Genomic DNA, 25,547 nt, shown 5'->3' with positions numbered 1-25,547 from the left:
AAGGTTGCGGCACCTTGTCAACGTGGTTACCGTGGATCACGATAATCGGCGGGTTAGCACCGCCCAAGTGGGCATAACGCAGTTTGATCCGGCGGCTGTTAACCATCGGCGGCGCGTGCTCACTGACCGCATCTTCTAGGATCTGGGTCAGACGGTTGGTCGGCCAGCGTGTAACCGCCGATTTGAAGGAGTTTTGCACCGACTGGTACAAGTTACCCACGCCCGTGCCGTGCAACGCCGAGATGAAGTGGATGTCAGCGAATTCGACGAAGAACAAGCGACGCGTCAACTCGACCTTAACGTAGTCGCGCTCGCTCGGGGTCATGCCGTCCCACTTGTTGATCGCAATAACCAGTGCCCGACCCGCTTCAAGAGCAAAGCCCAACAGGTTTAGGTCGTGATCAACCACGCCCTCACGGGCGTCCATTACAAAGATCACCACGTTGGCATCTTTGATCGCTTGCAGGGTTTTGACCACGGAGAACTTTTCGACTTCTTCGTGGATCTTGCCGCGCTTGCGCACACCGGCGGTGTCAATCAGCGTGTACTTCTCGTCGTTACGCTCGAACGGGATGTAAATACTGTCGCGGGTAGTGCCGGGCTGGTCGTACACGATGACTCGGTCTTCACCGAGCATGCGATTGACTAGCGTGGATTTACCGACGTTTGGACGACCAATGATGGCGATTTTGATACCGTCTTTTTCGCTTGGGCCAGGAATGCGCTTGGCTTCCTCACCTTCGAGAACGACTTCTTCTTCGCCTTCTTCTGGCTCTTCAGCGTCACGCGGGAAGCTGCCCAAGGCAATTTCCAACAACTGCGTGATACCACGGCCATGTGCGCCAGCGATCGGTATTGCGTCGCCCATGCCCAGCGGTGCGAATTCAGCGCGAGCCATGTCTGGGTCGATGTTGTCGACTTTGTTGGCTACAACGTAAGAGCGCTTGTTACGTTTGCGAAGATGCTCACCGATCATCTGGTCAGCGGCGGTGAAGCCCGCTTTAGCATCTACCAGGAACAGAACGACATCGGCTTCTTCGATGGCCAGCAACGATTGCTCGGCCATTTTTTCGTCCATACCGTGCTCGTCACCGGAAATACCACCGGTGTCGACCAAAATGTAGGAACGCCCTTGCCACTTGGCCTCACCGTATTGGCGATCACGGGTCAGACCGGACAAGTCGCCGACGATGGCGTCACGAGTCCTGGTCAGGCGGTTGAACAAGGTGGACTTGCCGACATTGGGTCGGCCCACCAGGGCGATTACGGGAACCATGCGGCTCTCCACTTCGTTATTTCAGAAAATACAAAAGCCGCTGCAAGGCAGCGGCCAGAGTTCGGAACAGCACAAATGTGCCGCAAGCCTTGCAAGAGCAAGGCTGCTTGAGACTCTAGAGTCTCAAGCATAGACGCCTTAGCGAATGGTCAGGGCTTCCAGTTTGCCGCTGTTACCAAACACGTAAATCATGTCACCGACCACCAGCGGACGCGCCCGAAGGCCGTCGCTGTCAATCCGAGTACGGCCAACGAAACGACCATCAACCTGGCTCAACAGGTGCAGATAGCCTTCGAAGTCACCGACGGCAACATAGCTGGAGAAGACTTCTGGCGCCGACAACTGACGACGTGCCAGAGCATCATTGCTCCACAGTTGGGTGGTCGAACGTTCGTCAACGCCTTCTACAGTGCCGGAAGCCAGGCTGATGTAGACGTTGCCGAACCCTTGCGCGACACCCGCGTAGCTGGAAGCATCACGCTGCCAAAGCACGCGACCGCTCTCGAGTTCCAAGGCCGCCATACGGCCCTGGTAGCTGGCGACGTACAACGTACCACCCGACAGAAGCAGACCGCCGTCAATATCGACGATACGCTCCAGCTCCGAACGGCCTTGTGGGATCGCTACGCGCGATTCCCACACCGGCACACCATTTTGAATATCAACGGCCACAACTTTACCGGTCGAAAGACCTGCAATCGCTAGACGGTTGGTCACCAACGGAGCACCAGTCCCCCGTAACGTCAGCACACCCGGAGTGCTGTCATAGATCCAGCGCTGATCACCGGTTGAGGCATCAAGGCCAATCAGGTGATCATCTTGGGTCTGAACCACAACGATATCGCCGTTGTTGGCAGGAGGTGCAAGCACTTCACTGTTGACGCGAGCGCGCCACTTTTCTTCGCCAGTGCTGGAGTCCAGGGCAATCACATCGCCCTGCAAGGTGCCGAGCATGAGCAGGCCATAACCAGCACCCACTGCGCCGGAAACAGGCAGCTCGAGGTCTTTCTTCCACTGAACGTCGCCGTTCATGCGGTCCAGAGACATCACAATACCGTTCACATCAGCGGCGTAGATCGTATTACCTTCAACCGCTGGCGTCAGCAGGGTGTAGTTTTTACCCTGACCATCACCGATCGAACGATCCCACTGCTTTTGCAGAACGACTTCCTCTTTGAAGTCGGTCAGTTCCGCTGGTGGCAGTTCTTTTTTGCTGTTGCTGCTGCAACCCGCGGCCAGAACGACCAGAGCCAGCAATGCCGCATGTTTCCAACGCATCACTTCACGCATCCCCTTTGGCCAGGTCATCGAGCTTGATTTGTAAGCCACCCACCGCCGCCTCATCAGACAAAGCAGCTTTGGCTTTTTCGTAGGCAGCACGCGCGTCATCGGTGCGACCTTGCTGAACCAGCAAGTCGCCTTTCAGTTCTTCACGGCTGGCCAGGAATGCTTTGTCCGAATCACCGCCCAACAGCTTCAAAGCCTCATCAGCTTTGCCTTGCGCTGCTAAAACCTGAGCCAGACGCTGACGCGCCACTTCACTCAGGGTCGGGTTAGCTGGCTTATCGACAATGGCCTTAAGCTCAGCTGCCGCGTCATCCAGCTTGCCAGTGTCTACGGCTACTTTAGCGACAAACAGACCACCAAACTGTGCGTACGCAGTGCCGCCATACTCACTGTTCAACTTGTTGGCCAATTCGGCCACGCGAGTTGTGTCTGGCTGCCCGTTGGGCGTCAGTGTGGTTTCAAGCAATTGTTGGTAGAGAATCGACGCGCCCTGCGACTGATTCGCCTGATATTTGTGCCAAGCCTGCCAGCCGAACACCACCACCAGCGCCAGCACGCCGCCAGTGACCAGGGGTTTGCCGTTGCGCTGCCACCAGTCTTTCAACTCGCCCAGCTGATCATCATCGTTACTCGACACCCCAACACTCCTTATTCGATAAATCGGCTGTTAAACAGCTTCAACCCTGCACGATGCAGGTGGCCAAGTGCTCGGAAAGAGCATCCCAGGCAATAGTTTGTTGTTCGCCTTGGCCACGCAGGGGTTTAACGCCCACCACTCGCTGGGCCAGTTCGTCTTCACCCAGAATCAGTGCATACAACGCACCGCTCTTGTCAGCCTTTTTAAACTGACTCTTAAAGCTACCAGCACCCGCATTGATTTGCAGACGCAGGTTTGGCAACTGATCACGAACACGTTCGCTCAAGGCCAAAGCAGCCAGTTCAGCGGCCTCACCGAAAGCGCACAGGTAAACGTCCACCTGACGCGCAATTTCTTCAGGGATTTGCTCCAGCGTTTCGAGGAGCAGAATCAGACGTTCGATACCCATTGCAAAACCAACACCGGTCGTTGGCTTGCCACCCATTTGTTCAACCAAGCCGTCATAGCGACCACCAGCACAGACAGTGCCTTGGGCGCCGAGCTTGTCGGTGACCCATTCAAAGACGGTTTTGCTGTAGTAATCAAGACCGCGCACCAGCTTAGGGTTGATCACGTAAGGAATACCGGCAGCATCCAAGCGAGCCTTGAGGCCCTCAAAGTGCACACGGGATTCTTCATCGAGATAGTCGGCCAGCTTAGGCGCGTCAACCAGTACCGCCTGGGTGTCGGCGTTTTTAGTGTCGAGCACTCGCAACGGATTGGTTTTCAATCGACGCTGGCTGTCTTCGTCAAGTTCGCTCAAGCGCGAAGACAGGTAGTCAACCAGCGCTGCACGGTAGCGCGCACGCGCCTCGCTAGTCCCCAAGCTGTTGAGCTCAAGTTTCACTGCATCACGAATACCCAGCTCACCCCACAGACGCCAGGTCAGCAAGATCAATTCGGCGTCGATGTCTGGTCCATCAAGGTTGAACACTTCAACCCCAATCTGATGGAACTGACGATAACGGCCTTTTTGCGGGCGCTCGTGACGGAACATCGGGCCGATGTACCACAATTTTTGTACCTGACCACCGCCCGTGATGCCGTGCTCAAGCACAGCACGCACGCACGCGGCGGTGCCTTCTGGGCGCAAGGTCAGCGAATCGCCATTGCGGTCTTCGAAGGTGTACATCTCTTTTTCGACGATGTCGGTCACTTCGCCAATCGAGCGCTTGAACAGCTCGGTGAACTCGACGATTGGCATACGGATTTGCTTGTAACCGTAGTTATCCAGCAAACGCGCAACCTTGCCTTCGAAGTAGCGCCATAACGGCGTTTGCTCTGGCAGGATGTCATTCATGCCACGAATGGCTTGCAAAGACTTGCTCACAAAAAATCCTTTATTCGTTTGGTTAGCCGCGCGCGATTACGGCTGCGTCAGCTTCGACCTTATCGGCCGCCTTCTGCCGGATCAGTTTTTCAAGCTGATCCACCAGGTTTTCATTCGTCAATTTTTGTGCCGGCTTGCCGTCGATGTAAATCAGGTTAGGCGTGCCACCGGTCAACCCTACGTGAGCCTCTTTGGCTTCACCGGGGCCGTTAACCACACAACCAATCACGGCCACATCCAGCGGTACCAGCAAGTCTTCTAGCCGCACTTCCAGCTCGTTCATGGTTTTCACCACGTCGAAATTCTGCCGGGAGCAGCTTGGGCACGCGATAAAGTTGATACCTCGCGAGCGCAAATGCAGGGATTTAAGGATGTCGTAGCCGACTTTTACTTCCTCAACCGGGTCTGCTGCCAACGAGATACGAATAGTATCGCCAATTCCCTCGGCGAGCAGCATACCTAGGCCCACCGCAGATTTCACTGTGCCAGAGCGTAAACCCCCTGCTTCAGTGATGCCTAAATGCAGCGGCTGAACGATTTCTTTGGCCAGCAAGCGATAAGCTTCAACGGCCATAAATACATCGGAGGCTTTAACGCTGACCTTGAAGTCCTTGAAATTCAAGCGCTCTAGGTGCTCAACGTGGCGCAGAGCCGACTCAACAAGCGCAGCCGGTGTAGGTTCGCCATATTTTTTTTGCAGGTCTTTTTCCAGTGAACCGGCGTTAACGCCGATACGGATCGGAATACCGCGATCACGTGCTGCATCAACTACTGCACGCACGCGGTCTTCACGACCGATGTTGCCCGGGTTGATCCTCAAGCAGTCCACACCCAGCTCGGCAACGCGCAGCGCAATGCGGTAATCGAAGTGGATATCAGCGACCAGTGGCACTTTGACCAACTGTTTGATACGCCCAAAGGCCTCAGCCGCGTCCATGTCCGGCACCGAAACCCGAACGATATCTACGCCCGCTGCTTCTAGCCGATTGATTTGAGCGACTGTGGCTGCAACATCATTGGTGTCACTGTTGGTCATGCTCTGTACAGCAATAGGGGCATCGCCGCCCACCGGTACCGAGCCGACCCAAATTTTGCGCGATTCGCGACGTTTGATTGGTGATTCGCCGTGCATGACTTATTGACCTAACTTCAGGCGAGCAGTCTCGCCACTGGTGAAAGGAGCCACATCCACAACCTGGCCGTTATAGGTCACTTGCGCGCCACGGGCATAGCCCAGACGCAGGCTGAGTGGAGGCTTGCCAGTCACATCAAGCGTTTCGCCTTTGCGCTTAAGGCCACTAAACAGCACTTTGCCAGTGCTATCAGTGACTTGGGACCAGCAATCAGCGGTGTAGTTGATAGTGACCTTGCCAGGCCCCGTGGTGGCCGCCGCGGTGTCTGTTTGCGGGGTCGCAGGCACGACAGCTGGGGCAGCTGGAGCTACGGCTGCGGCTGGCGTAGTTGGCTGAGTCGGTGTGCCTGATGTTGCAGGCGCTGTGGTCGGCGCTGGAGAGGCCGTAGGCGCTATCGGTAAAGGTAGTTCGGTGCTGCCGGTCGCTTCAGGGGCAGGTTGCGGGGCTATATCACCTTGTGCATTCGCTTGAGCGACGGCTTGATCTTCCGGCTCGTCGAGCGGATGGATCTGGGTCGTGCCATCAGCGCCTTCAACTTCGACGTGTTCTGGCGTCAAGCCAATGAGATCTTTGGCCCGCATGGACGCTTGATCCTGCCACCAGAAAAAACCGCCAAACAGCACAGCAATCAGCAGTACTAAGCTAACGATCCGCAAAATGGTATGCGAAACACGCACAGGCTCTTCGATACGGCCCAAGCTGTGCACATTGCTACCGTTGGCATCGGTGCCGGTATAGACGTCGAATTCATGTACCAGGCGGGTCTGGTCCATGCCCAGCAATTTAGCGTAGGCACGTATGTAGCCGCGGGCAAAGGTATGGCCTGGTAGTTTGTCAAACGCACCCGACTCAAGATTGCTCAAGGAACTGGCCGTGAGATTGAGTTTCAGGGCGACTTCAGCCAAGGTCCATCCATTGTTCTCACGGGCCAGACGCAAAGTCTCACCGGGATTGACACGAGTCGCTGCTAGAACTTCGGGTTGCGCCGCTTTCATCATTGCTCCGACAGGTATTGCTGATATTCCGGCGTGCCGGGATAAAGTCGTTTTAGTTGCTGGCCATAGTTGGCTACTGGAGTGCGATCATCGAAAACAGTCGCCAGACGCGCACCGAGCAATAGACTACGTGCATTTTGCCCGCTAAGCAGGCTAAAACGATCGTAATAGTCTCGTGCGGACACATAATGCCTGTCTTCGTAAGACATCTCAGCCATTTCAAGCAGGGCACGAGGTTGTTGGCGGTTTAAGCGCAGCGCTTTTTCGAGCTGCTGACGTCCGACATCACGTTGCCCCAACTTGAGTGAGGTCATGCCCAGATTCTCATAGACACGCGAGCGATCAGGGTAAAGGTGGTCTGCCGAGGCTTTCAGAAACTGGCTGTAGGCGTCCTGATAGCGCTGTTGCTCATACAGGAAGCTGCCATAGTTATTCAGAATTCGCGTATCAGCAGGTCGCCCGCTCAGCGCTGTATTAAACGCCCGCTCAGCTAGCTCTGGCTCCATTTCGGATTGAAACACCAAGGCCAGTGCGGCGTTGGTGTCTGGGTCTGTCTTGTCGAGCTCTAGGGCTTTACTGAGGGGGATTTTAGCTTGCTCGGTCATCCCTTGCTGGAGGTAACCAAGCCCTAACTGAACATACGCTTGACGCGCCTCAGCACGCCCTTTGTCGCTGCTCAACGGATGTGAATCACCCGATGAGATACAGCCAGCCAAGAGGCCGACCAAGAGGACAGAGAGCGCAGCGCGCAAGATCATAGGTTTCCTCTCTCAGGGCTGAGACGCAGCGTTTTGCGCCTGATCAGTCTCAGCATTGAGTTCACGCGCAGCAATCAGTCGCGAGCTACGGCGGGTACGGTCATTTACCTGACCTACCAACTGCCCACAGGCCGCATCGATGTCTTCACCACGAGTGGTACGCACAGTCACGTTATAACCCGCTTGCTGTAGCAGCTCTTGGAAACGGCGAATGGCGTTGTTGCTTGGACGCTCATAGCCCGAGTGCGGGAACGGGTTAAACGGAATCAAGTTGATTTTGCACGGCGTGTCTTTGAGCAGTTCGATCATTTCTAGCGCATGATCGACATGGTCATTGACGCCTTTGAGCAAGGTGTACTCAACGGTCAATACGCGCTTTTCGCCCAAGCTCGACATGTAGTTACGGCAGGACTCAAGGAGCATTTTGAGCGGGTACTTTTTGTTGATCGGCACCAACTGACTGCGCAGTTCGTCATTAGGTGCATGCAGCGACAACGCCAGTGAGACGTCGATGTGCTTAGACAGCTCATCAATCATTGGCACCACGCCCGAGGTCGACAAGGTCACTCGGCGCTTGGAGATGCCGTAGCCCAAGTCATCCATCATCAGATGCATGGCGGCAATCACGTTATCAAAATTGAGCAGCGGTTCACCCATGCCCATCATCACCACGTTGGTGATGGCGCGGTCGATGGTAGCCGGAACGCTGCCAAAGGATTTGTTGGCAATCCACACCTGACCAATGACTTCGGCCACGGTGAGGTTGCTATTGAAGCCTTGCTTGCCGGTGGAGCAAAAACTGCAATCCAGGGCACAGCCAGCCTGGGACGAAACGCACAAAGTGCCACGTTTGCCCTGGGGAATATAAACGGTCTCGACGCAGCTGCCGGACTCAACGCGCACTACCCACTTACGGGTGCCATCGCTGGAGATGTCCTCGCTGACGACTTCAGGTCCACGAACTTCAGCAATGGCCTTGAGCTTGTCGCGCAAGGCTTTGCTGACGTTAGTCATGGCGTCGAAATCATCGACGCCAAAGTGGTGAATCCACTTCATGACCTGACCGGCACGGAAACGCTTCTCCCCGATTGAGTCGAAGAATTTCTCCATTTCCGGCTGAGTCAGACCCAACAGGTTAGTTTTGCCAGTCGTTGCAATCATGTCTTCACCCTCACTCACAAGCCAATGCTTAGCGAGTGGTTACTTCAGTAGCTGCGAAAAAGTAAGCGATTTCGCGTGCAGCGGCTGCTTCGGAGTCGGAGCCGTGAACAGCGTTAGCGTCGATGGATTCAGCGAAGTCAGCACGGATGGTGCCAGCAGCGGCTTCTTTAGGGTTGGTAGCGCCCATCAGCTCACGGTTCAGAGCGATAGCGTTTTCACCTTCAAGAACCTGAACAACCACTGGACCGGAGATCATGAAAGCAACCAGGTCAGCGAAGAAGCCGCGCTCGCTGTGTTCAGCGTAGAAACCTTCAGCTTCAGCTTTGGACAGTTGCTTCAGTTTAGAAGCTACAACCTTCAGGCCAGCGTCTTCGAAACGGGTAACGATCTTGCCGATAACGTTTTTAGCAACGGCGTCAGGCTTGATGATGGAGAAAGTACGTTGAACAGCCATGGTGTAACTCCAGAAACAGTGATTTAAGCGAAAAATTAAACCCGCGAATTATACGCGGGTTCTTGGGTATTGCATAATTACGAACGTTGCGGGCTTAGTCAGCCTCTTCGATCCACAAACCCTGAATAGCTTCGAGGACTTTTTCCCCGCCACGATCCGGGATGTCATCGAACTCCGGCAACGCCATAACCAAATTACGCAGCTTGACGAAGTTCACCGAGAGCGGATTGACATCCGGGTGAGCTTCAGCCAGCTGTATAGCAATTTCTTGTACATCAACCCATTTCAGACTCATGACAGTTCCTTGAATCAGTGCGGCGCTTCGGCAGCATGGTTGAGTGAGTATTTCGGGATTTCTACAGTGAGGTCATCCTCACCGACAATCGCCTGGCATCCTAGGCGTGAATGTGGCTCCAGGCCCCAAGCCTTATCCAAGTAGTCTTCTTCGAGCTCATCAGCTTCATTGAGCGAATCGAAACCTTCACGAATGATGCAGTGACACGTCGTGCAGGCACAGACGCCGCCACAGGCGCTTTCCATCTCGATATGGTGCTCATGCGCCAGATCAAGGATCGAAACCCCAGGCTCAGCTTCTACAACTAACCCTTCCGGGCAAAACTTCTCATGGGGCAGAAAAATGACCTGCGGCATCGTTATTCCTCAATCTCATTCAGGTTGCGCCCCGCCAGAGCGGCTTTTACCGTTAGATCCATACGGCGGGCAGCAAAGGCATCGGTGACTTGCGACAAACGTTTAGTCTGTTGCTCGATAGCATAGCCATCGGTGCCTTTTAACAATTCGGCTAACTCTTGCATTTGCAGCTCAATGACCATGCGCTCTTCGGCGTCCAGCAAGCGCTCACCATCTACCTCAAGCGCAGCCTGTACTGCCTCGATCAAGCGCTGACCATCCACTTGCTGCTCTCGCAGCACACGCGCTACTTTATCGTCACCGGCGTAGTGGAACGAATCCTTGAGCATTTTGGCGATTTCACCATCGGTCAGGCCGTACGAAGGCTTGACCTGAATGCTGGCCTCAACGCCTGATCCGAGTTCACGCGCCGAAACACTAAGCAAACCGTCGGCGTCTACTTGGAAGGTCACGCGGATTTTCGCAGCCCCCGCCACCATCGGTGGAATACCGCGTAGCTCAAAGCGCGCCAACGAACGGCAGTCGCTGATCAGCTCGCGCTCGCCTTGCAGGACATGAATCATCATGGCCGTTTGGCCATCTTTGTAGGTGGTGAAGTCTTGCGCACGGGCCACAGGAATCGTGGTGTTACGCGGGATGACCTTCTCCATCAAGCCGCCCATGGTTTCGAGACCCAGGGACAATGGAATCACGTCCAGCAGCAACAACTCACCACCGTCACGCTTGTTACCGGCCAACGTATCAGCCTGAATCGCAGCGCCAATGGCAACCACTTGATCCGGGTCGATGTCAGTCAACGGCTGACGACCAAACATGTCAGCAACCGCCTCGCGAACGCGCGGCACACGGGTCGAACCGCCAACCATAACCACCGCTTGAACATCTTCAAGCTCAATATTGGCATCGCGTACAGCACGGCGGCAGGCCTTGAGACTGCGCGCAACCATTGGCTCGATGAGCGCATTGAATGCTTCACGGGTCAGTTCAGCCTGCCAATCGCCATAGATAACAGCCACAGAGGACGCATCTGTTAGCGCCTCTTTGGCGGCACAGGCAATTTGCAACAGTTGGCGTTGAGTACCCGGATCTAGATCAGCAGACAAACCCGCCTGGTCAACGATCCAGCTCGCGATAACATGGTCAAAATCATCGCCACCGAGAGCACTGTCGCCCCCCGTTGCCAAGACTTCAAAAACACCGCCCGTCAACCGCAAGATAGAGATATCGAACGTACCCCCACCCAAGTCATAGATCGCGACAACACCTTCTGCGTGCTGATCTAGACCGTAAGCCACTGCGGCAGCCGTCGGCTCGTTGAGCAAGCGCAATACGCTCAGCCCGGCCAATCGAGCAGCGTCTTTGGTGGCTTGGCGCTGAGCGTCATCGAAATAAGCCGGAACGGTGATCACCGCACCCACCAATTCTCCGCCCAAAGCCTTTTCGGCACGCTCGCGCAACACTTTCAGGATATCGGCCGACACTTCTACCGGGCTTTTAGGGCCCTGTACTGTGTCAATGAACGGCATATGCGACTCACCGCCAACAAAACGGTAAGGCAGTTGCTCGCCCAGTTGCTTGACGTCGGACAGACCGCGCCCCATCAAGCGCTTGACCGACAACACGGTATTGAAAGGATCGCTGGAGGCCGCCAAGCGAGCAGAATCTCCCACCTCGACGCGGTCTGCGTGATAACGCACCGCAGAGGGCAGAATGATTCGGCCTTCGGCATCAGCCAGCGGCTCGCTAAGACCACTGCGCAATGCAGCGACCAGCGAATTGGTAGTGCCCAAGTCAATCCCCACAGCCAGACGACGCTGGTGCGGTTGAGGACTTTGGCCGGGTTCGGCGATCTGCAGTAGGGCCATCGTTATCAGGACTTATCTGTATATCAGGCGTGCAACCGTAGCGGCACTGGGTTAATCGTCGAGGCGCTCTTCTAACTGGCGCACTTCGTAAGAGAGTTTGTCGAGGAACTGCATGCGGCGCATCAGGCGCTCGGCCTGCTCACGCTGCGCTGCATCATCCCAACAGGCTGCGAAGTTGTCGTTCAATTGATCTTGAGCGGCTTTTAAACGACGTTTGAATACGGCAATACCGGCCGTATCGGCGTCGTCCTGCAAGTCTTCAAGCTCTTCGCGCCACTGCATCTGCTGCATCAAAAACTCAGGATCATGCACGGTTACTTCAAGCGGCATGTCACGCCCACTCATCGCGAGCAAGTAACGCGCACGTTTTGAAGGGCTTTTGAGCGTTTGATAAGCCTCATTGAGGCTGGCGGATTGCTCTAGCGCCAGTCGCTGCTCACGCTCTGAGGCGTCAGCAAAACGGTCTGGATGAACGCCACGCGCCAACTCACGATAACGCGTGGCCAACTGATCGAGATCCAGCTTGAAGCTCGGCTGCAGTTCAAACAAAGCAAAATGACAAGGAGTACCCACGACTGGCCTCAGATGTTGAAGCTCTCGCCGCAGCCACATTCGCCGCGCACGTTGGGGTTATTGAACTTGAAGCCTTCGTTCAAACCTTCCTTGACGAAATCCAGCTCAGTGCCGTCAAGGTAAGTGAGGCTTTTTGGATCAATGATCACTTTTTCGCCATGAGTTTCGAAGACCTGATCGTCTTCACCCACTTCATCGACAAACTCCAGCACATAGGCAAGACCGGAACAGCCCGTGGTGCGAACACCCAGACGAATCCCCTCACCTTTGCCGCGCCCATCAAGGGAGCGGCGAATATGCTTGGCCGCCGCCTCTGTCATGCTGATAGCCATCGTGACTCCTTACCTTTCGCCAGTATCATCACCAGCCCACGCCTTTGGGCACGAGCCAACCGGATCAGATCAAACCTTTCTTCTGCTTGTAATCGTGAACGGCCGCCTTGATGGCGTCTTCAGCGAGTACCGAGCAGTGAATTTTCACAGGCGGCAAGGCTAGCTCTTCAGCCAACTGAGTGTTCTTGATGGTCTCTGCTTCGTCCAGAGTCTTACCTTTCATCCACTCGGTTGCCAATGAGCTGGAAGCAATGGCCGAACCGCAACCATAAGTTTTGAACTTGGCATCTTCAATGATGCCCTGCTCGTTCACCTTGATCTGCAAACGCATGACGTCGCCACAGGCCGGTGCACCCACCATGCCAGTGCCAACATCTGGATCTTCCGCGTCCATCTTGCCGACGTTGCGTGGGTTTTCGTAGTGGTCGATGACCTTTTCGCTGTAAGCCATGGTACTAATCCTCACTCATCAGAGTCGCTCTTCAAACGCTGTAAAAAGCTATTGACTACGTTTTACAGCACTTGCTTGCGGCGACTTAAGTTATTAGTGCGCCGCCCATTCGATTTTCGAAATGTCGATGCCGTCTTTGAACATATCCCACAGCGGCGATAAAGCGCGCAGCTTGGTAACAGCCTCGCAAACCTTCTGCGCGGCGTAGTCGATTTCTTCTTCAGTGGTGAAACGACCGAAGGTAAAACGGATCGAGCTGTGCGCCAGTTCGTCGTTGCGGCCAAGGGCACGCAATACGTAGGACGGCTCAAGGGAGGCGGAGGTGCAAGCAGAACCGGACGACACGGCCAGATCCTTGAGCGCCATGATCAGCGACTCACCTTCAACATAGTTGAAGCTCAGGTTCAGGTTGTGCGGAACACGGGCTGTCATGCTTCCGTTTACGTACAGTTCTTCAAGGTGCTCGACCTGTTTGAAGAAGCGATCGCTCAAGGCTTTAATACGGACGTTTTCGGCGGCCATTTCTTCTTTGGCGATCTGGAACGCTTCGCCCATGCCCACGATTTGGTGGGTGGCCAAGGTACCCGAGCGCATGCCGCGCTCGTGACCGCCACCGTGCATGGCCGCCTCGATACGGACGCGAGGTTTACGGCTTACATACAGTGCGCCTATGCCTTTAGGACCGTAGGTTTTGTGGGCCGAGAAGGACATGAGGTCAACTTTCAGTTTGACCAAGTCGATTTCAACTTTGCCCGTCGACTGAGCAGCGTCCACATGGAACAACACGCCGCGCGAGCGAGTCAGCTCGCCAATGGCTGCGATGTCGTTGATGGTGCCGATTTCGTTGTTCACGTGCATGATCGACACTAGGATTGTGTCCTCACGCAGAGCAGCCTCAACCATAGCTGGTGTTACCAGACCATCCTCACCCGGCTCGATGTAGGTCACTTCAAAGCCTTCACGCTCCAGCTGACGCATGGTATCGAGAACGGCCTTGTGTTCAATCTTGTCGGTGATCAGATGCTTGCCTTTAGAGGCATAGAAATGGGCAGCACCTTTAATTGCCAAGTTGTTGGCCTCGGTAGCACCAGAGGTCCAGACAATTTCACGCGGATCAGCATTCACCAGATCAGCGACCTGACGACGAGCGTTCTCAACAGCTTCTTCAGCTTTCCAGCCGAAAACGTGAGAGCGCGAGGCCGGGTTACCGAAGTTCCCGTCAACCAGCAAGCAGTCGCTCATCTTTTGGGCAACACGCGGATCAACCGGGGTGGTAGCTGAGTAATCAAGGTAAATTGGCAATTTCATGGACTATCTCCTAAATCAGGCTGGCTGGCGCACCGTCGTTTTTATGCAATCACTCGACGGCGGACGCTTCGATCTTATCCAGGTGCGGCGCTTTGCTATTACAGCGGCGCTGATCCTGACGCTGGGCTACTTCTTGCACCTCACGGCGAGTCACAAGGTCAGCCAAGCTGATACCGCTGAGAAACTCGTGTATCTGCAGACTCAAATCGCACCATAGGTGGTGAGTCAGGCACGTGTCGCCAGCATGGCAATCACCTAGCCCTTGGCAACGCGTTGCATCGACCGACTCGTTGACCGCATCAATGACTTGAGCGACCTGAATACCTTGCATGTCGCGTGACAGCTGATAACCACCACCAGGGCCACGAACGCTGGACACTAAGCTACTGCGGCGCAATTTAGCGAACAGTTGTTCAAGGTAAGAAAGAGAGATGCCTTGGCGCTCAGAAATATCGGCCAGGGACACAGGCCCGTGCTGCGCGTGCAACGCTAAATCAAGCATCGCAGTAACGGCGTATCGGCCTTTTGTAGTCAGTCTCATGGACAGGTACCACGGAATTCGGAATGGGGGCGAGTATGCTATTCCCGACTATTTAAGTCAACTATTAGACCTAGTGCTTTAGTCGGGTTTACCCGCAAAAGAGCGGCCGCATTGTAGCAGGGTCTGCGGCGCAATGGCACATGCCGACGTATGGCCGACCAAGCTGCGATGAAATCTGCGGGGACTTCAAGGGAACGGCTTGCTCCGAACCTTTCGCAGCCTGCGGCAGCGACTAGGCATACTGCACGCTAGACCGTTTTGTTTTCGTCCTTACCCTGGACGCAGGCGAAGTCTTCTTCGCGCAGTTCTGGCAGCTCTTGGGCACAGTAAGGGCTACCCAAATCTTTCAATGCCCCGCACATGCCGTCCAGCTTGCCGTCCACAGCCTGCAAGTGGTCCAGCAACTGGGCAATGGCGCGCGCCACCGGGTCTGGCATGTCTTCGCTCACGCCGTAGGCATCAAATCCGATTTTTTCTGCCATAGCCTTACGCTTGGCTTCAGCCTCATCATCACTTTTGACGATGATTCGACCAGGAATACCGACCACCGTTGCGCCCGCAGGCACGGCCTTGGTCACCACCGCATTGGAACCCACCTTAGCCCCGGCCCCGACGGTAAACGGCCCTAAAACCTTCGCCCCCGCCCCCACAACCACGCCATTTTCCAGCGTCGGGTGGCGCTTGCCTTTGTTCCAGCTAGTACCGCCCAGCGTTACACCCTGATAAAGGGTCACGTCATCACCGATTTCGGCAGTTTCACCGATCACAATGCCCATACCGTGATCAATAAAGAAGCGACGACCGACCTTAGCCCCCGGATGAATTTCGATTCCGGTCAGCCAACGACCAAAGTTCGACACCAACCGCGCCAGCCACTTCCAGCCCGCACCCCACAATAAAGCAGAGAGACGATGAAGCCAGATCGCATGCATCCCCGGATAACAGGTCAACACCTCGAAAGCATTGCGAGCCGCAGGGTCACGATGAAAAACGCTTTGAATATCTTCACGCAGACGCTCGAACATCATTAATCCTTGCGCTTAAGCAGCTCGCCACGGGCTGCTTTTTGAGTTTCGGTGAGAATGCCACGCAAAATATTCATTTCTGCACGACTGACCGAGCTGCGCCCATAAAGTCGACGCAGGCGCGCCATCAAATGCCGCGGCTTTTCTGGATCCAGAAACTCGATCGCCACCAACGTTTGCTCCAGATGCTCGTAAAAGCGCTCAAGCTCATCCATGGTCGCCAGCTCTCCACTTTTAGTGGAGGCCACTTCTTCTTTTTCCATCTTGCTCGGCTGGCCTTGAGCAGCCAGCCAAGACATACGAATTTCATAGCTCAACACTTGTACAGCAGCACCCAAGTTCAGAGAACTGAACTCCGGGTCCGATGGAATGTGAACGTGAAAATGACAACGCTGTAACTCTTCGTTGGTCAGGCCAGAGTCTTCACGGCCAAATACCAGCGCGATTTCAGCGCCTTGAGTAACACCTTCAACCACCTTGCGCCCACATTCACGCGGGTCCAGCAGCGGCCAAGGGATACGCCGATCTCGCGCACTGGTGCCCAGCACCAAATTACACCCCACCAACGCCTCTTCTAACGACGCAACAACCTGCGCATTTTCTAAGATGTCGCCCGCCCCTGAAGCTCGAGCATCAGCCTCGTGATGCGGAAACACCCTCGGTTCAACCAACACCAACCGCGACAGCCCCATGTTTTTCATGGCTCGCGCAGCACCGCCAATGTTCCCGGGATGGCTGGTATTGACTAGAACAACACGAATATTAGACAGCAATGGGAGTGCTCACAGACCGGTAAAAGGAAGCAAATCTTACCTAAGCCAATCACCTTAAGCTACGCAAGCGAACGCAAACCTTCATCTGCCAAATTTTTCTGTTAGAATGTCCGGCTTTCTTTAACGACCTAGGTGAAACGTCCATGCAGCCCATGCTGAATATCGCGCTGCGCGCCGCCCGCAGCGCCAGTGAATTGATTTTCCGCTCCATCGAGCGCCTGGATACCATCAAGGTTGACGAAAAAGACGCCAAGGATTACGTCTCTGAAGTCGATCGTGCTGCCGAACAGAAAATCATAGACGCCTTACGCAAGGCTTATCCGACACACGGTATTCTCGGCGAAGAAACCGGCTTGCACGCAGGCAGCGGCGAAGGTGAAGACTACCTGTGGATCATCGACCCACTTGATGGCACCACTAACTTCCTGCGCGGCGTTCCACATTTCGCCGTCAGCATCGCTTGCAAATACCGTGGCCGCCTCGAGCACGCTGTGGTTCTCGACCCGGTTCGCCAAGAAGAATTCACCGCCAGCCGTGGCCGCGGCGCCCAATTGAACGGTCGTCGCCTACGTGTCAGCGGTCGCACAAGCCTTGAAGGCGCCCTGCTCGGCACCGGCTTCCCATTTCGCGACAACCAAATGGACAACCTAGACAACTACCTAGGTATGTTCCGCAGCCTTGTTGGCCAAACCGCCGGCATCCGCCGCGCAGGCGCTGCCAGCCTAGACTTGGCCTACGTTGCAGCAGGCCGTTTTGATGCGTTCTGGGAGTCAGGCCTGTCCGAATGGGACATGGCAGCTGGCGCACTGCTGATTCAAGAAGCAGGCGGCTTGGTCAGCGATTTCACTGGCAGCCACGATTTCCTTGAAAAAGGCCACATCGTTGCTGGTAACACCAAGTGCTTTAAAGCGGTGCTGACTGCCATTCAGCCACACCTACCTGCCTCGCTGAAACGCTAAGCGAACATCAGGTACAAAAAAAGCACCTTTCGAGGTGCTTTTTTGTGCCTGCTTTTTGATCTTCGCGCAGCTCATATTTGTGTAGGAGCTGGCGCAGCCTGCGATCTTTTGATCTTCTACCGCAACATCAAAAGATCGCAGCCTGCGGCAGCTCCTACGCGGGATAGTTGTTTGCCAACAAATCAGCGGATCAGTTCAGAATCAATTTACCCTGCTTATCCACAGCAATTTCATTGCCTGGCTCGCGATCCATTCGCACCTTACCTTCTTTGCCATCTAGCGAGTAGCGCACGTCATAGCCGACTACTTTCTCACTGATGTCGTTGACGGTATTACACCGCGTTTGCGTCGTGGTGTACGTATCACGCTCCTGCATACCCTCCTGAACCCGATTACCTGCGTAACCACCACCCAATGCACCCGCCACGGTAGCAATTTTTTTACCGCTACCACCGCCAACCTGATTACCTAATAGGCCGCCCGCCACCGCACCAATCACGCTACCGGCAATCTGATGCTCATCCTTGACCGGCGCGCGGCGTGTGACGGTAACGTCTTTGCACACCTCACGCGGGGTTTTAATTTGCTGCTTGACAGGCTGAACAGCCAACACCTGAGCAGACTCAGGGCCTTTAACCAGACTATAGGTAGCAACAGCACCACCGGCAGTGACCCCGACAGCACCCAACACAGCACCTACCAGCAAAGACTTGTTCACTTGAACCTCCAGACCATCACAGGTGGGAAGATTCCCACATCCATCAACCCAGTCTTGGAGCATAAAAAAAGGCGCGAGTTCAATACTCGCGCCTTTTGATGACTACCACCGATAACTTTTCGTTATGGGCGGTCGTCGATTTCCTTCTCGCTCGCCGCAGGAGGAATCAGATCCTCTGCACTGAGATTGAGCCAGATCAACACCACGTTCGCGATGTAGATCGACGAGTAAGTCCCCGCCAATACACCCACGAGCAGCGCAATTGAGAAGCCCCACAGGTTGTCACCACCGAAGATCAACAACGCAGCAATCGCCAGCAAGGTAGACACCGAGGTCGCTACCGTACGCAGCAAAGTTTGCGTGGTCGAAATGTTGATGTTCTCAACCAGAGAAGCTTTGCGCAGCACCCGGAAGTTCTCACGAACCCGGTCGAATACCACAATGGTGTCGTTGAGCGAGTAGCCGATAATCGCCAGCACCGCCGCCAATACCGTCAGGTCGAAGGTGATCTGGAAGAACGACAGCACGCCCATGGTCACGATCACGTCGTGAACCAGAGAGACGATTGCGCCGACCGCAAACTTCCACTGAAAGCGGAAAGCCAGGTACAGCATGATGCCGCCCAGCGCCATCAGCATGCCTAGACCGCCTTGGTCACGAAGCTCTTCACCGACCTGCGGGCCGACAAACTCAACGCGCTTGATCACCGCCGGGTTGCTCGTATCAGCCTCCCCCAGCGCCGCGGCTACTTTGTTGCCCAACAGCGGATCATCGCCCGGCATACGCACCAGCAGATCGGTCGTCGCACCAAAACTCTGTACCACGGCATCATTGAAGCCTGCCGAAACAAGCTCGCCCCGCACCTTGGTCAGATCTGCAGGCTTCTCGTAGGTCAGCTCAATGAGCGTACCACCGGTGAAGTCCAGTCCGTAGTTCATACCCTTGTGGAACATGCTGAACAATGCCAGCACGGTAAGCAGCACAGTGACGCCGAACGCAACGTTGCGGACGCCCATGAAGTTGATTGTACGTAACATGGCAGCCCCTTAAATCCACAACTTCTTGAAGTCCCGACCGCCGTAGATCAGGTTGACCAATGCGCGGGTCACCATAATGGCCGTGAACATAGAGGTGAAGATACCGAGCGACATGGTGACCGCAAAGCCTTTAACCGGCCCGGTACCCATGGCAAACAGAATCCCGCCGACCAACAGGGTTGTCAGGTTGGAGTCGACAATCGCCGAGAATGCGCGACTGAAGCCTTCATTGATTGCCCGTTGCGGTGTCATACCATTCGCCAGCTCCTCACGAATACGCGAGAAGATCAGGACGTTGGCGTCGACCGCCATACCCATCGTGAGAACGATACCGGCAATACCTGGCAAGGTCAGCGTTGCACCCAAGATCGACATCAAGGCCAACAGCAAGACCATGTTGCCTGCCAGCGCAACCGTCGCAATCACACCGAAGAAGCGGTAGATCGCGATGATGAAGATCGACACAAACAGCATGCCCCACAGAGAAGCATCAACACCTTTGGCGATGTTGTCTGCACCCAAGCTCGGGCCAATGGTACGTTCTTCGGCAAAGTACATCGGTGCAGCCAGACCACCGGCGCGCAGCAGCAACGCCAACTCGGACGCTTCACCCTGACCATTCAGACCAGTGATCCGGAACTGACTGCCCAGCGGCGACTGAATGGTCGCCAGACTGATGATCTTTTTGTCTTCTTTAAACGTTTGAACCGGCACATCTTTTTCAACACCGCCAACCACTTGCTTGGTGTAAGTCGTCACCGGGCGTTGCTCGATGAAGATTACCGCCATGCTGCGGCCTACGTTGCTACGCGTCGAGCGACTCATCAGCTCGCCACCATGACCATCAAGCTTGATGTTCACTTGCGGACGGCCTTGCTCGTCAAAACCCGCCTGAGCATCCGTGACCTGGTCACCCGTGATGATCAAACTACGCTCGATCTGCGCAGAAGGACGATTACCTTCGCGGAACTCGAACGTCTCGGACGTGGCTTTCGAAGCGCCTGGCTCAGCAGCCAGACGGAACTCAAGGTTGGCCGTCTTGCCCAGAATACGCTTGGCTTCGGCGGTGTCTTGTACGCCTGGCAGCTCAACCACAATACGGTTGGCACCCTGACGTTGAACCAGAGGCTCGGCAACACCCAACTCGTTAACCCGGTTACGGACGGTTGTCAGGTTTTGCTTGATGGAATACTCACGGATTTCCGCCAGCTTGGCCGGGGTCATCGCCAGACGCAGAACCGGCTGACCGTTGAGGTCTGCAGTGGTCACGTCAAAGTCTGTAAAGCTCTTGCGAATCAGATTACGCGCTTGCTCACGAGTGGCTTCATCACTGAAACCTAGCTGAATCGCCCCGTTGAGTTGCGGCAGACTGCGGTAACGCACTTTATCTTTACGCAGCAGGCTTTTGACATCGCCTTCATACACTTTCATGCGCGCATCAACGGCTTTGTCCATGTCCACTTCCAGCAAGAAGTGCACACCACCTGACAAGTCCAGACCCAATTTCATTGGGTGAGCGCCCAAGCTACGCAACCATTGAGGTGTCGTCTGTGCGAGGTTAAGTGCGACGACAAAGTCATCCCCCAACGCCTTGCGTACGATGTCCTTGGCTGGCAACTGATCGTCTTTTTTGGCCAGACGCAACAAACCGGTTTTACCGCCTTGAACCAAAGAAGAGCCTTTGACGACGATACCGTCATCAGTCAGCGCCTTGCTTGCGCGATCCAGATCAGCTTCAGTCACCTGCAATGCCGTGCTAGCACCCGACACCTGAATGGCCGGATCATCCGGGTACAGATTGGGAGCGGAATAAATAAAACCGATCGCCAGCACTGCCAGGATCAGTATGTATTTCCACAGAGGGTATTTGTTCAGCATCAATCACGCCGCCCGCTTAAAACGCGGGGCGCCTTGCGCGCCCCGTCGATTGTTAAAAGTTGAAACTTAGATCGCTTTCAGCGTGCCTTTAGGCAGCGTGGCTGCAACCGAGCCCTTCTGAATTTTCAGCTCTACCGTGTCAGACACTTCGATAACAACAAAAGCGTCGGAAACTTTAGTGATCTTGCCAGCGATGCCACCGGTGGTAACCACTTCGTCACCTTTTTGCAGGTTACCCAACAGGGCTTTCTGCTCTTTGGCGCGCTTGGCTTGAGGACGCCAGATCATCAGATAGAAGATAACCAGGAAGCCGACCAGGAAAATCCATTCAAAGCCGCCGCCCATAGGGCCAGCAGCGGCAGGTGCAGCAGCGTCCGCGAAAGCGGAAGAGATGAAAAAGCTCATTAAGCACTCCAGTTGCATTGTTAGATCTTAAAGATACGGAACTCAGTCCAAGGGCGGCACAGGCAGCCCGCGCTTGGCATAGAAGGCGTCGACAAAGGTGGCCAATGTACCCTGTTGAATAGCCTCGCGCAAACCAGCCATCAGCACCTGATAGTGCCGTAAATTGTGGATGGTATTGAGCATGCTACCCAGCATTTCGCCGCACTTGTCTAGATGATGCAGATAAGCGCGCGAGAAGTTCTGGCAGGTGTAACAGTCGCAGGTCGGATCCAGCGGCGAATCATCGTGGCGATGGAACGCGTTGCGGATCTTTAAAACACCCGTGTCGATGAACAAATGCCCATTGCGGGCATTGCGGGTTGGCATCACGCAATCGAACATGTCCACACCGCGGCGCACACCCTCCACCAGATCTTCTGGCTTGCCAACCCCCATAAGGTAACGAGGTTTGTCAGAAGGCATCATGGCTGGCAGATAGTCCAGCACCTTGATCATCTCGTGCTTAGGCTCACCGACTGACAGCCCGCCAATGGCCAAACCGTCAAAACCAATTTTGTTTAGACCCTCGAGCGAGCGCTCGCGCAGGTTCTGGTGCATGCCGCCTTGAACGATACCGAACAAGGCCGCCGTGTTGTCACCATGCGCGTTCTTGGAGCGCTGAGCCCAGCGCAAAGACAACTCCATGGACACCCGAGCGACATCTTCATCAGCCGGATACGGCGTGCATTCGTCAAAAATCATCACCACATCAGAGCCCAAGTCGCGCTGAACCTGCATCGACTCTTCTGGCCCCATAAACACCTTGGCGCCATCGACGGGAGACGCGAACGTCACGCCCTCTTCTTTGATCTTGCGCATAGCCCCCAAGCTGAACACCTGAAAACCACCGGAGTCAGTCAGGATCGGGCCTTGCCACTTCATAAAATCGTGCAAGTCGCCGTGCTTTTTAATCACCTCAGTGCCTGGGCGCAGCCACAGGTGAAAGGTGTTGCCCAGAATCATCTGCGCGCCGATAGCTTCAATATCACGCGGCAACATGCCCTTAACCGTGCCGTAAGTGCCCACAGGCATAAACGCCGGGGTTTCAACCACGCCACGCGGAAAGGTCAGGCGACCACGACGAGCTTTGCCATCAGTGGCCAGCAGCTCGAAGGACATACGACAGTTGCTCATGCTTGATCCTCTGGGGCCGGGGCTGGAGCCGTCGGCGCAGGATTACGGGTGATGAACATTGCATCACCGTAACTAAAGAAGCGGTATCCATGCTCAACCGCAGCCTTGTAGGCCGCCATGGTTTCGGGATAACCGGCGAACGCCGAAACCAGCATCAACAGCGTGGATTCCGGCAAATGGAAATTCGTCACTAGGGCATCGACCACATGAAACGGGCGACCAGGGAAGATGAAAATATCAGTGTCGCCACTGAACGGCTTAAGCACGCCGTCACGCGCCGCGCTCTCCAGCGAACGCACGCTGGTGGTCCCCACCGCAATCACCCGCCCACCACGCGCACGACAAGCCGCCACGGCATCGACCACCTCTTGACCTACCTCCAGCCACTCAGTGTGCATGTGATGGTCTTCAAGACGCTCAACGCGAACAGGCTGGAACGTACCCGCGCCTACATGCAGCGTCACAAATGCCGTTTCTACGCCCTTAGCGGCAATGGCCTGCATCAGCGGCTCATCGAAATGCAGCCCCGCCGTCGGCGCGGCTACCGCACCAAGACGTTGCGCGTAGACCGTTTGATAGCGCTCACGGTCCGAACCTTCGTCCGGGCGATCAATATACGGCGGCAATGGCATATGCCCGACGCGATCCAGCAGCGGCAACACCTCATCGGTGAAGCCCAGCTCAAACAGCGCGTCATGACGTGCCAGCATCTGTGCTTCGCCGCCACCGTCAATCAGGATCGTAGAGCCTGGTTTGGGCGACTTGCTCGAGCGCACATGCGCCAGCACCCGATGACTGTCGAGCACACGCTCAACCAAGATTTCCAACTTACCGCCCGACGCCTTCTGGCCGAACAAGCGGGCTGGAATCACCCGGGTATTGTTAAACACCATCAAATCGCCTGGGCGCAAATGCTCAAGCAAATCAGTGAATTGACGATGTGCCAGTGCTCCACTCTCCCCGTCCAGGGTCAGCAGACGACTGTTACGGCGCTCCGCCAAAGGATGGCGTGCGATGAGTGAATCTGGGAGTTCGAAGGTAAAGTCAGCAACGCGCATGATAGGTTTCGTCTAGCAGGGCCGGGGAGTTTAACGGACTTAGTAAAAATAGACCAATAAGTTGTTGACCGACCTAAAACTCATCTCTATACTTCGCCGCCATTGAGCCCTGATGGCGGAATTGGTAGACGCGGCGGATTCAAAATCCGTTTTCGAAAGAAGTGGGAGTTCGAGTCTCCCTCGGGGCACCATATAGCAGTACCTGCAAGTCTCTACCAAGACTTGCAGCACAGAGAAACCGGCCCCCGAGCCGGTTTTTTTGTGCCTGACGATCTACCTCTGTCTCTCCCTATCCGTTGTATCCCTGTATCCCCACTTGTATCCTGAGAAAAATACCGAACTTTGGGATACAAGGATGAAGCGCGCAGACATCAAGCGCCGCCCCCTGGCCGATACCACGCTGGCCGGGCTGGAGGCAGAGTCAAAAGAATATCGAGAGCTTGATGGGAGCGGTCTCTACTTCAGGGTAAAGCCTGACGGCGGAAAATCATGGCAACTGCGCTACAAACGCCCGGCAGGCAATTGGGCTTGGATGGGGCTTGGGGGTTATCCAGAGGTAAGTGGTGCCGTGGCACGAGAGAAAGCTGCTGAACTACGCAAAGTAGTGAGTAGCGGTGCCGATCCTCTGGAACAGAAACGTTCTGCCAAAGCTGCCATCGACATTGCCAAAGCCCGCACTTTTCGCGCAGCCGCTGACGCATGGCTCAAGGCCAAAGAAGAAAAAGGCCTGGCACCCTCCACCCTCAACAAGATTCGCACCTACCTCGACAAAGACATACTCCCGGCACTTGGCGACAAACCTCTCGACGACATCACCCGCACCGATTGCGCCGACCTACAGGCCAGTATTGAGGCCCGTGACGCCCACAACGTTGCAGAGAAATGCCGCACTTGGGTCAATCAGATCTTTGGCCGGGCCATTGGTTTGGGACTGACAGAGAACGATCCAGGGAGCCGCTTGAGGGATATTGCCGCGCAAGCTCCCAAGACTCAGCAACACCCTCACCTCCTCGAGCATGAGCTGGGTGAGTTTCTTCAGGCACTCAAAAACACCCCCAGCAGACTCACCGCTCGGACAGCGGCATGGCTTTGCCTGTGGACAGCCTCAAGACCGGGCATGGTCCGCTTTGCTGAGTGGAAAGAAATAGACCTTGAGAAAGCCCTGTGGACCACACCGGCAGAGAAAATGAAGATGCGCAGGGATTTTGTAAGCCCTCTACCCAAGCAAGCTATAGAGGCACTGAAGGAGCTGCAGTCATTAACAGGTCGTAGTCGGTGGCTATTCCCAGGAGTCGGCGCGAAGAACCCGACCATCAGCGAAAACACCATCAACAAAGTGTTCTCCACGATTGGTTACAAAGGTCGCCTTGTAGGTCATGGCACTAGACACACCGCGAGCACACTCCTGAGAGAGCATGGCTGGCCAAAAGAGCATGTGGAGGCTCAACTGGCACACAAAGAACAAGGCATCTCCGGGATTTACAACAAGGCACAGTATCTCGATAACCGCATCAAAATGATGCAGTGGTACGCCGACCACCTTGAAGAGCTGAGCGCTGGGAATGTGGTGCACGCAGACTTCGGGAAAGCGATATGAATATACAATCCCTACCTTCCATAAAATCCGGTGTTACGTGTGTAACTCGTGTAACGAAAACAACCAAGCACATGAAAATAAAGGATTTTTTATTCGTAACACTCTCTACACACACAAACTCAGCAACGTGTAACGCGCCCAATCTGTGTAACAGCAGCAGCTCACAAACCTA

27 protein-coding genes and 1 tRNA gene are annotated in these 25,547 nt (G+C 55.1%); 3 read left to right on the top strand and 25 right to left on the bottom strand.

Features of this window, described 5'->3' with window-relative positions; all coding sequences use genetic code 11:
• The 19 genes from der to trmJ form a co-directional block, all read right to left on the bottom strand.
• A partial coding sequence (gene der / locus AQS70_RS06490; protein WP_055102072.1) for a ribosome biogenesis GTPase Der occupies positions 1-1,276 on the bottom strand: 1,276 nt, incomplete at its 3' end.
• A 138-nt stretch (positions 1,277-1,414) separates the two neighbouring features.
• A complete protein-coding gene (bamB, locus tag AQS70_RS06485) occupies positions 1,415-2,566 on the bottom strand; it encodes an outer membrane protein assembly factor BamB (protein WP_055102071.1) in 1,152 nt (383 codons plus the stop codon).
• The gene (locus AQS70_RS06480) at positions 2,559-3,200 is read right to left on the bottom strand and encodes a tetratricopeptide repeat protein (RefSeq protein WP_055102070.1); all 642 of its coding nucleotides are present in this window, start codon (positions 3,198-3,200) and stop codon (positions 2,559-2,561) included. Before AQS70_RS06480 ends, bamB begins: the two co-directional genes overlap by 8 nt.
• 40 nt (positions 3,201-3,240) lie before the next feature.
• Complete coding sequence (hisS, locus tag AQS70_RS06475) at positions 3,241-4,530, bottom strand: histidine--tRNA ligase (RefSeq protein ID WP_055102069.1); 1,290 nt, start codon at positions 4,528-4,530, stop codon at positions 3,241-3,243.
• 22 nt (positions 4,531-4,552) lie between these two features.
• Positions 4,553-5,662 carry a flavodoxin-dependent (E)-4-hydroxy-3-methylbut-2-enyl-diphosphate synthase gene (gene ispG / locus AQS70_RS06470; protein WP_055102068.1) on the bottom strand — a complete coding sequence of 370 codons (1,110 nt, stop codon included), beginning with the start codon at positions 5,660-5,662 and terminating at the stop codon, positions 4,553-4,555.
• Between the two features lie 3 nt (positions 5,663-5,665).
• Positions 5,666-6,658: a RodZ domain-containing protein gene (locus AQS70_RS06465; protein WP_055102067.1), complete on the bottom strand. Its 993-nt coding sequence runs from the start codon at positions 6,656-6,658 to the stop codon at positions 5,666-5,668.
• Positions 6,658-7,416, bottom strand: coding sequence for a type IV pilus biogenesis/stability protein PilW (gene pilW / locus AQS70_RS06460; RefSeq protein ID WP_055102066.1), 759 nt, complete (start codon positions 7,414-7,416; stop codon positions 6,658-6,660). The genes AQS70_RS06465 and pilW overlap by 1 nt, the downstream gene beginning before the upstream one ends.
• A gap of 12 nt (positions 7,417-7,428) precedes the next feature.
• Positions 7,429-8,577 (bottom strand): dual-specificity RNA methyltransferase RlmN, encoded by a 1,149-nt coding sequence (gene rlmN, locus AQS70_RS06455; protein WP_055102065.1) that lies wholly within the window; start codon positions 8,575-8,577, stop codon positions 7,429-7,431.
• A gap of 28 nt (positions 8,578-8,605) precedes the next feature.
• Positions 8,606-9,031: a nucleoside-diphosphate kinase gene (ndk, locus tag AQS70_RS06450; protein WP_048367087.1), complete on the bottom strand. Its 426-nt coding sequence runs from the start codon at positions 9,029-9,031 to the stop codon at positions 8,606-8,608.
• Between the two features lie 94 nt (positions 9,032-9,125).
• Positions 9,126-9,326, bottom strand: coding sequence for a Fe-S cluster assembly protein IscX (iscX, locus tag AQS70_RS06445; RefSeq protein ID WP_055102064.1), 201 nt, complete (start codon positions 9,324-9,326; stop codon positions 9,126-9,128).
• A 14-nt stretch (positions 9,327-9,340) separates the two neighbouring features.
• Positions 9,341-9,682, bottom strand: a complete 342-nt coding sequence (gene fdx, locus AQS70_RS06440; RefSeq protein WP_055102063.1) for an ISC system 2Fe-2S type ferredoxin — start codon at positions 9,680-9,682, stop codon at positions 9,341-9,343.
• Between the two features lie 2 nt (positions 9,683-9,684).
• Positions 9,685-11,547: a Fe-S protein assembly chaperone HscA gene (hscA, locus tag AQS70_RS06435; RefSeq protein ID WP_055102062.1), complete on the bottom strand. Its 1,863-nt coding sequence runs from the start codon at positions 11,545-11,547 to the stop codon at positions 9,685-9,687.
• A gap of 51 nt (positions 11,548-11,598) precedes the next feature.
• Positions 11,599-12,120 carry a co-chaperone HscB gene (hscB, locus tag AQS70_RS06430; RefSeq protein WP_055102061.1) on the bottom strand — a complete coding sequence of 174 codons (522 nt, stop codon included), beginning with the start codon at positions 12,118-12,120 and terminating at the stop codon, positions 11,599-11,601.
• A gap of 8 nt (positions 12,121-12,128) precedes the next feature.
• Positions 12,129-12,452, bottom strand: a complete 324-nt coding sequence (gene iscA, locus AQS70_RS06425) for an iron-sulfur cluster assembly protein IscA (RefSeq protein ID WP_055102060.1) — start codon at positions 12,450-12,452, stop codon at positions 12,129-12,131.
• 64 nt (positions 12,453-12,516) lie between these two features.
• Positions 12,517-12,903, bottom strand: coding sequence for a Fe-S cluster assembly scaffold IscU (gene iscU, locus AQS70_RS06420; protein WP_055102059.1), 387 nt, complete (start codon positions 12,901-12,903; stop codon positions 12,517-12,519).
• A 93-nt stretch (positions 12,904-12,996) separates the two neighbouring features.
• Positions 12,997-14,211: an IscS subfamily cysteine desulfurase gene (locus AQS70_RS06415; RefSeq protein WP_055102058.1), complete on the bottom strand. Its 1,215-nt coding sequence runs from the start codon at positions 14,209-14,211 to the stop codon at positions 12,997-12,999.
• Positions 14,212-14,260: 49 nt separating this feature from the next.
• Complete coding sequence (gene iscR, locus AQS70_RS06410; RefSeq protein ID WP_055102057.1) at positions 14,261-14,752, bottom strand: Fe-S cluster assembly transcriptional regulator IscR; 492 nt, start codon at positions 14,750-14,752, stop codon at positions 14,261-14,263.
• Positions 14,753-15,000: 248 nt separating this feature from the next.
• Positions 15,001-15,777 carry a serine O-acetyltransferase gene (gene cysE / locus AQS70_RS06405; protein WP_055102056.1) on the bottom strand — a complete coding sequence of 259 codons (777 nt, stop codon included), beginning with the start codon at positions 15,775-15,777 and terminating at the stop codon, positions 15,001-15,003.
• A gap of 2 nt (positions 15,778-15,779) precedes the next feature.
• The gene (trmJ, locus tag AQS70_RS06400) at positions 15,780-16,550 is read right to left on the bottom strand and encodes a tRNA (cytosine(32)/uridine(32)-2'-O)-methyltransferase TrmJ (protein ID WP_055102055.1); all 771 of its coding nucleotides are present in this window, start codon (positions 16,548-16,550) and stop codon (positions 15,780-15,782) included.
• 143 nt (positions 16,551-16,693) lie between these two features.
• On the opposite strand from trmJ, the gene suhB reads away from it, so the two are divergent.
• The gene (gene suhB / locus AQS70_RS06395) at positions 16,694-17,509 is read left to right on the top strand and encodes a type III secretion system regulator SuhB (RefSeq protein ID WP_055102054.1); all 816 of its coding nucleotides are present in this window, start codon (positions 16,694-16,696) and stop codon (positions 17,507-17,509) included.
• Positions 17,510-17,699: 190 nt separating this feature from the next.
• Here the strand turns inward: suhB and AQS70_RS06390 are convergent, their stop codons facing one another.
• From AQS70_RS06390 to queA, 6 genes are all read right to left on the bottom strand, one after another.
• A complete protein-coding gene (locus AQS70_RS06390) occupies positions 17,700-18,227 on the bottom strand; it encodes a glycine zipper 2TM domain-containing protein (RefSeq protein ID WP_055102053.1) in 528 nt (175 codons plus the stop codon).
• Between the two features lie 122 nt (positions 18,228-18,349).
• Positions 18,350-19,264 (bottom strand): protein translocase subunit SecF, encoded by a 915-nt coding sequence (secF, locus tag AQS70_RS06385; protein WP_055102052.1) that lies wholly within the window; start codon positions 19,262-19,264, stop codon positions 18,350-18,352.
• Between the two features lie 9 nt (positions 19,265-19,273).
• On the bottom strand, positions 19,274-21,142 hold the full coding sequence (gene secD / locus AQS70_RS06380) for a protein translocase subunit SecD (protein WP_055102051.1): 1,869 nt from the start codon (positions 21,140-21,142) through the stop codon (positions 19,274-19,276).
• A gap of 66 nt (positions 21,143-21,208) precedes the next feature.
• On the bottom strand, positions 21,209-21,547 hold the full coding sequence (gene yajC, locus AQS70_RS06375; protein WP_048378105.1) for a preprotein translocase subunit YajC: 339 nt from the start codon (positions 21,545-21,547) through the stop codon (positions 21,209-21,211).
• A 42-nt stretch (positions 21,548-21,589) separates the two neighbouring features.
• Positions 21,590-22,705 carry a tRNA guanosine(34) transglycosylase Tgt gene (tgt, locus tag AQS70_RS06370; RefSeq protein ID WP_055102074.1) on the bottom strand — a complete coding sequence of 372 codons (1,116 nt, stop codon included), beginning with the start codon at positions 22,703-22,705 and terminating at the stop codon, positions 21,590-21,592.
• 11 nt (positions 22,706-22,716) lie between these two features.
• On the bottom strand, positions 22,717-23,778 hold the full coding sequence (gene queA, locus AQS70_RS06365) for a tRNA preQ1(34) S-adenosylmethionine ribosyltransferase-isomerase QueA (protein ID WP_055102050.1): 1,062 nt from the start codon (positions 23,776-23,778) through the stop codon (positions 22,717-22,719).
• A gap of 106 nt (positions 23,779-23,884) precedes the next feature.
• Here queA and AQS70_RS06360 point away from each other — a divergent pair.
• Both AQS70_RS06360 and AQS70_RS06355 read left to right on the top strand, forming a co-directional pair.
• Positions 23,885-23,969: transfer RNA gene (locus AQS70_RS06360), tRNA-Leu, on the top strand.
• A 164-nt stretch (positions 23,970-24,133) separates the two neighbouring features.
• Complete coding sequence (locus AQS70_RS06355; RefSeq protein ID WP_055102049.1) at positions 24,134-25,375, top strand: tyrosine-type recombinase/integrase; 1,242 nt, start codon at positions 24,134-24,136, stop codon at positions 25,373-25,375.
• The last annotated feature ends 172 nt before the right edge of the window (positions 25,376-25,547 follow it).

This window comes from Pseudomonas endophytica (genome assembly GCF_001411475.1).
GTDB lineage: Bacteria > Pseudomonadota > Gammaproteobacteria > Pseudomonadales > Pseudomonadaceae > Aquipseudomonas > Aquipseudomonas endophytica.
Note: the sequence above shows the minus strand (reverse complement) of the source record. Positions and strands in the feature narration are given on the sequence as shown.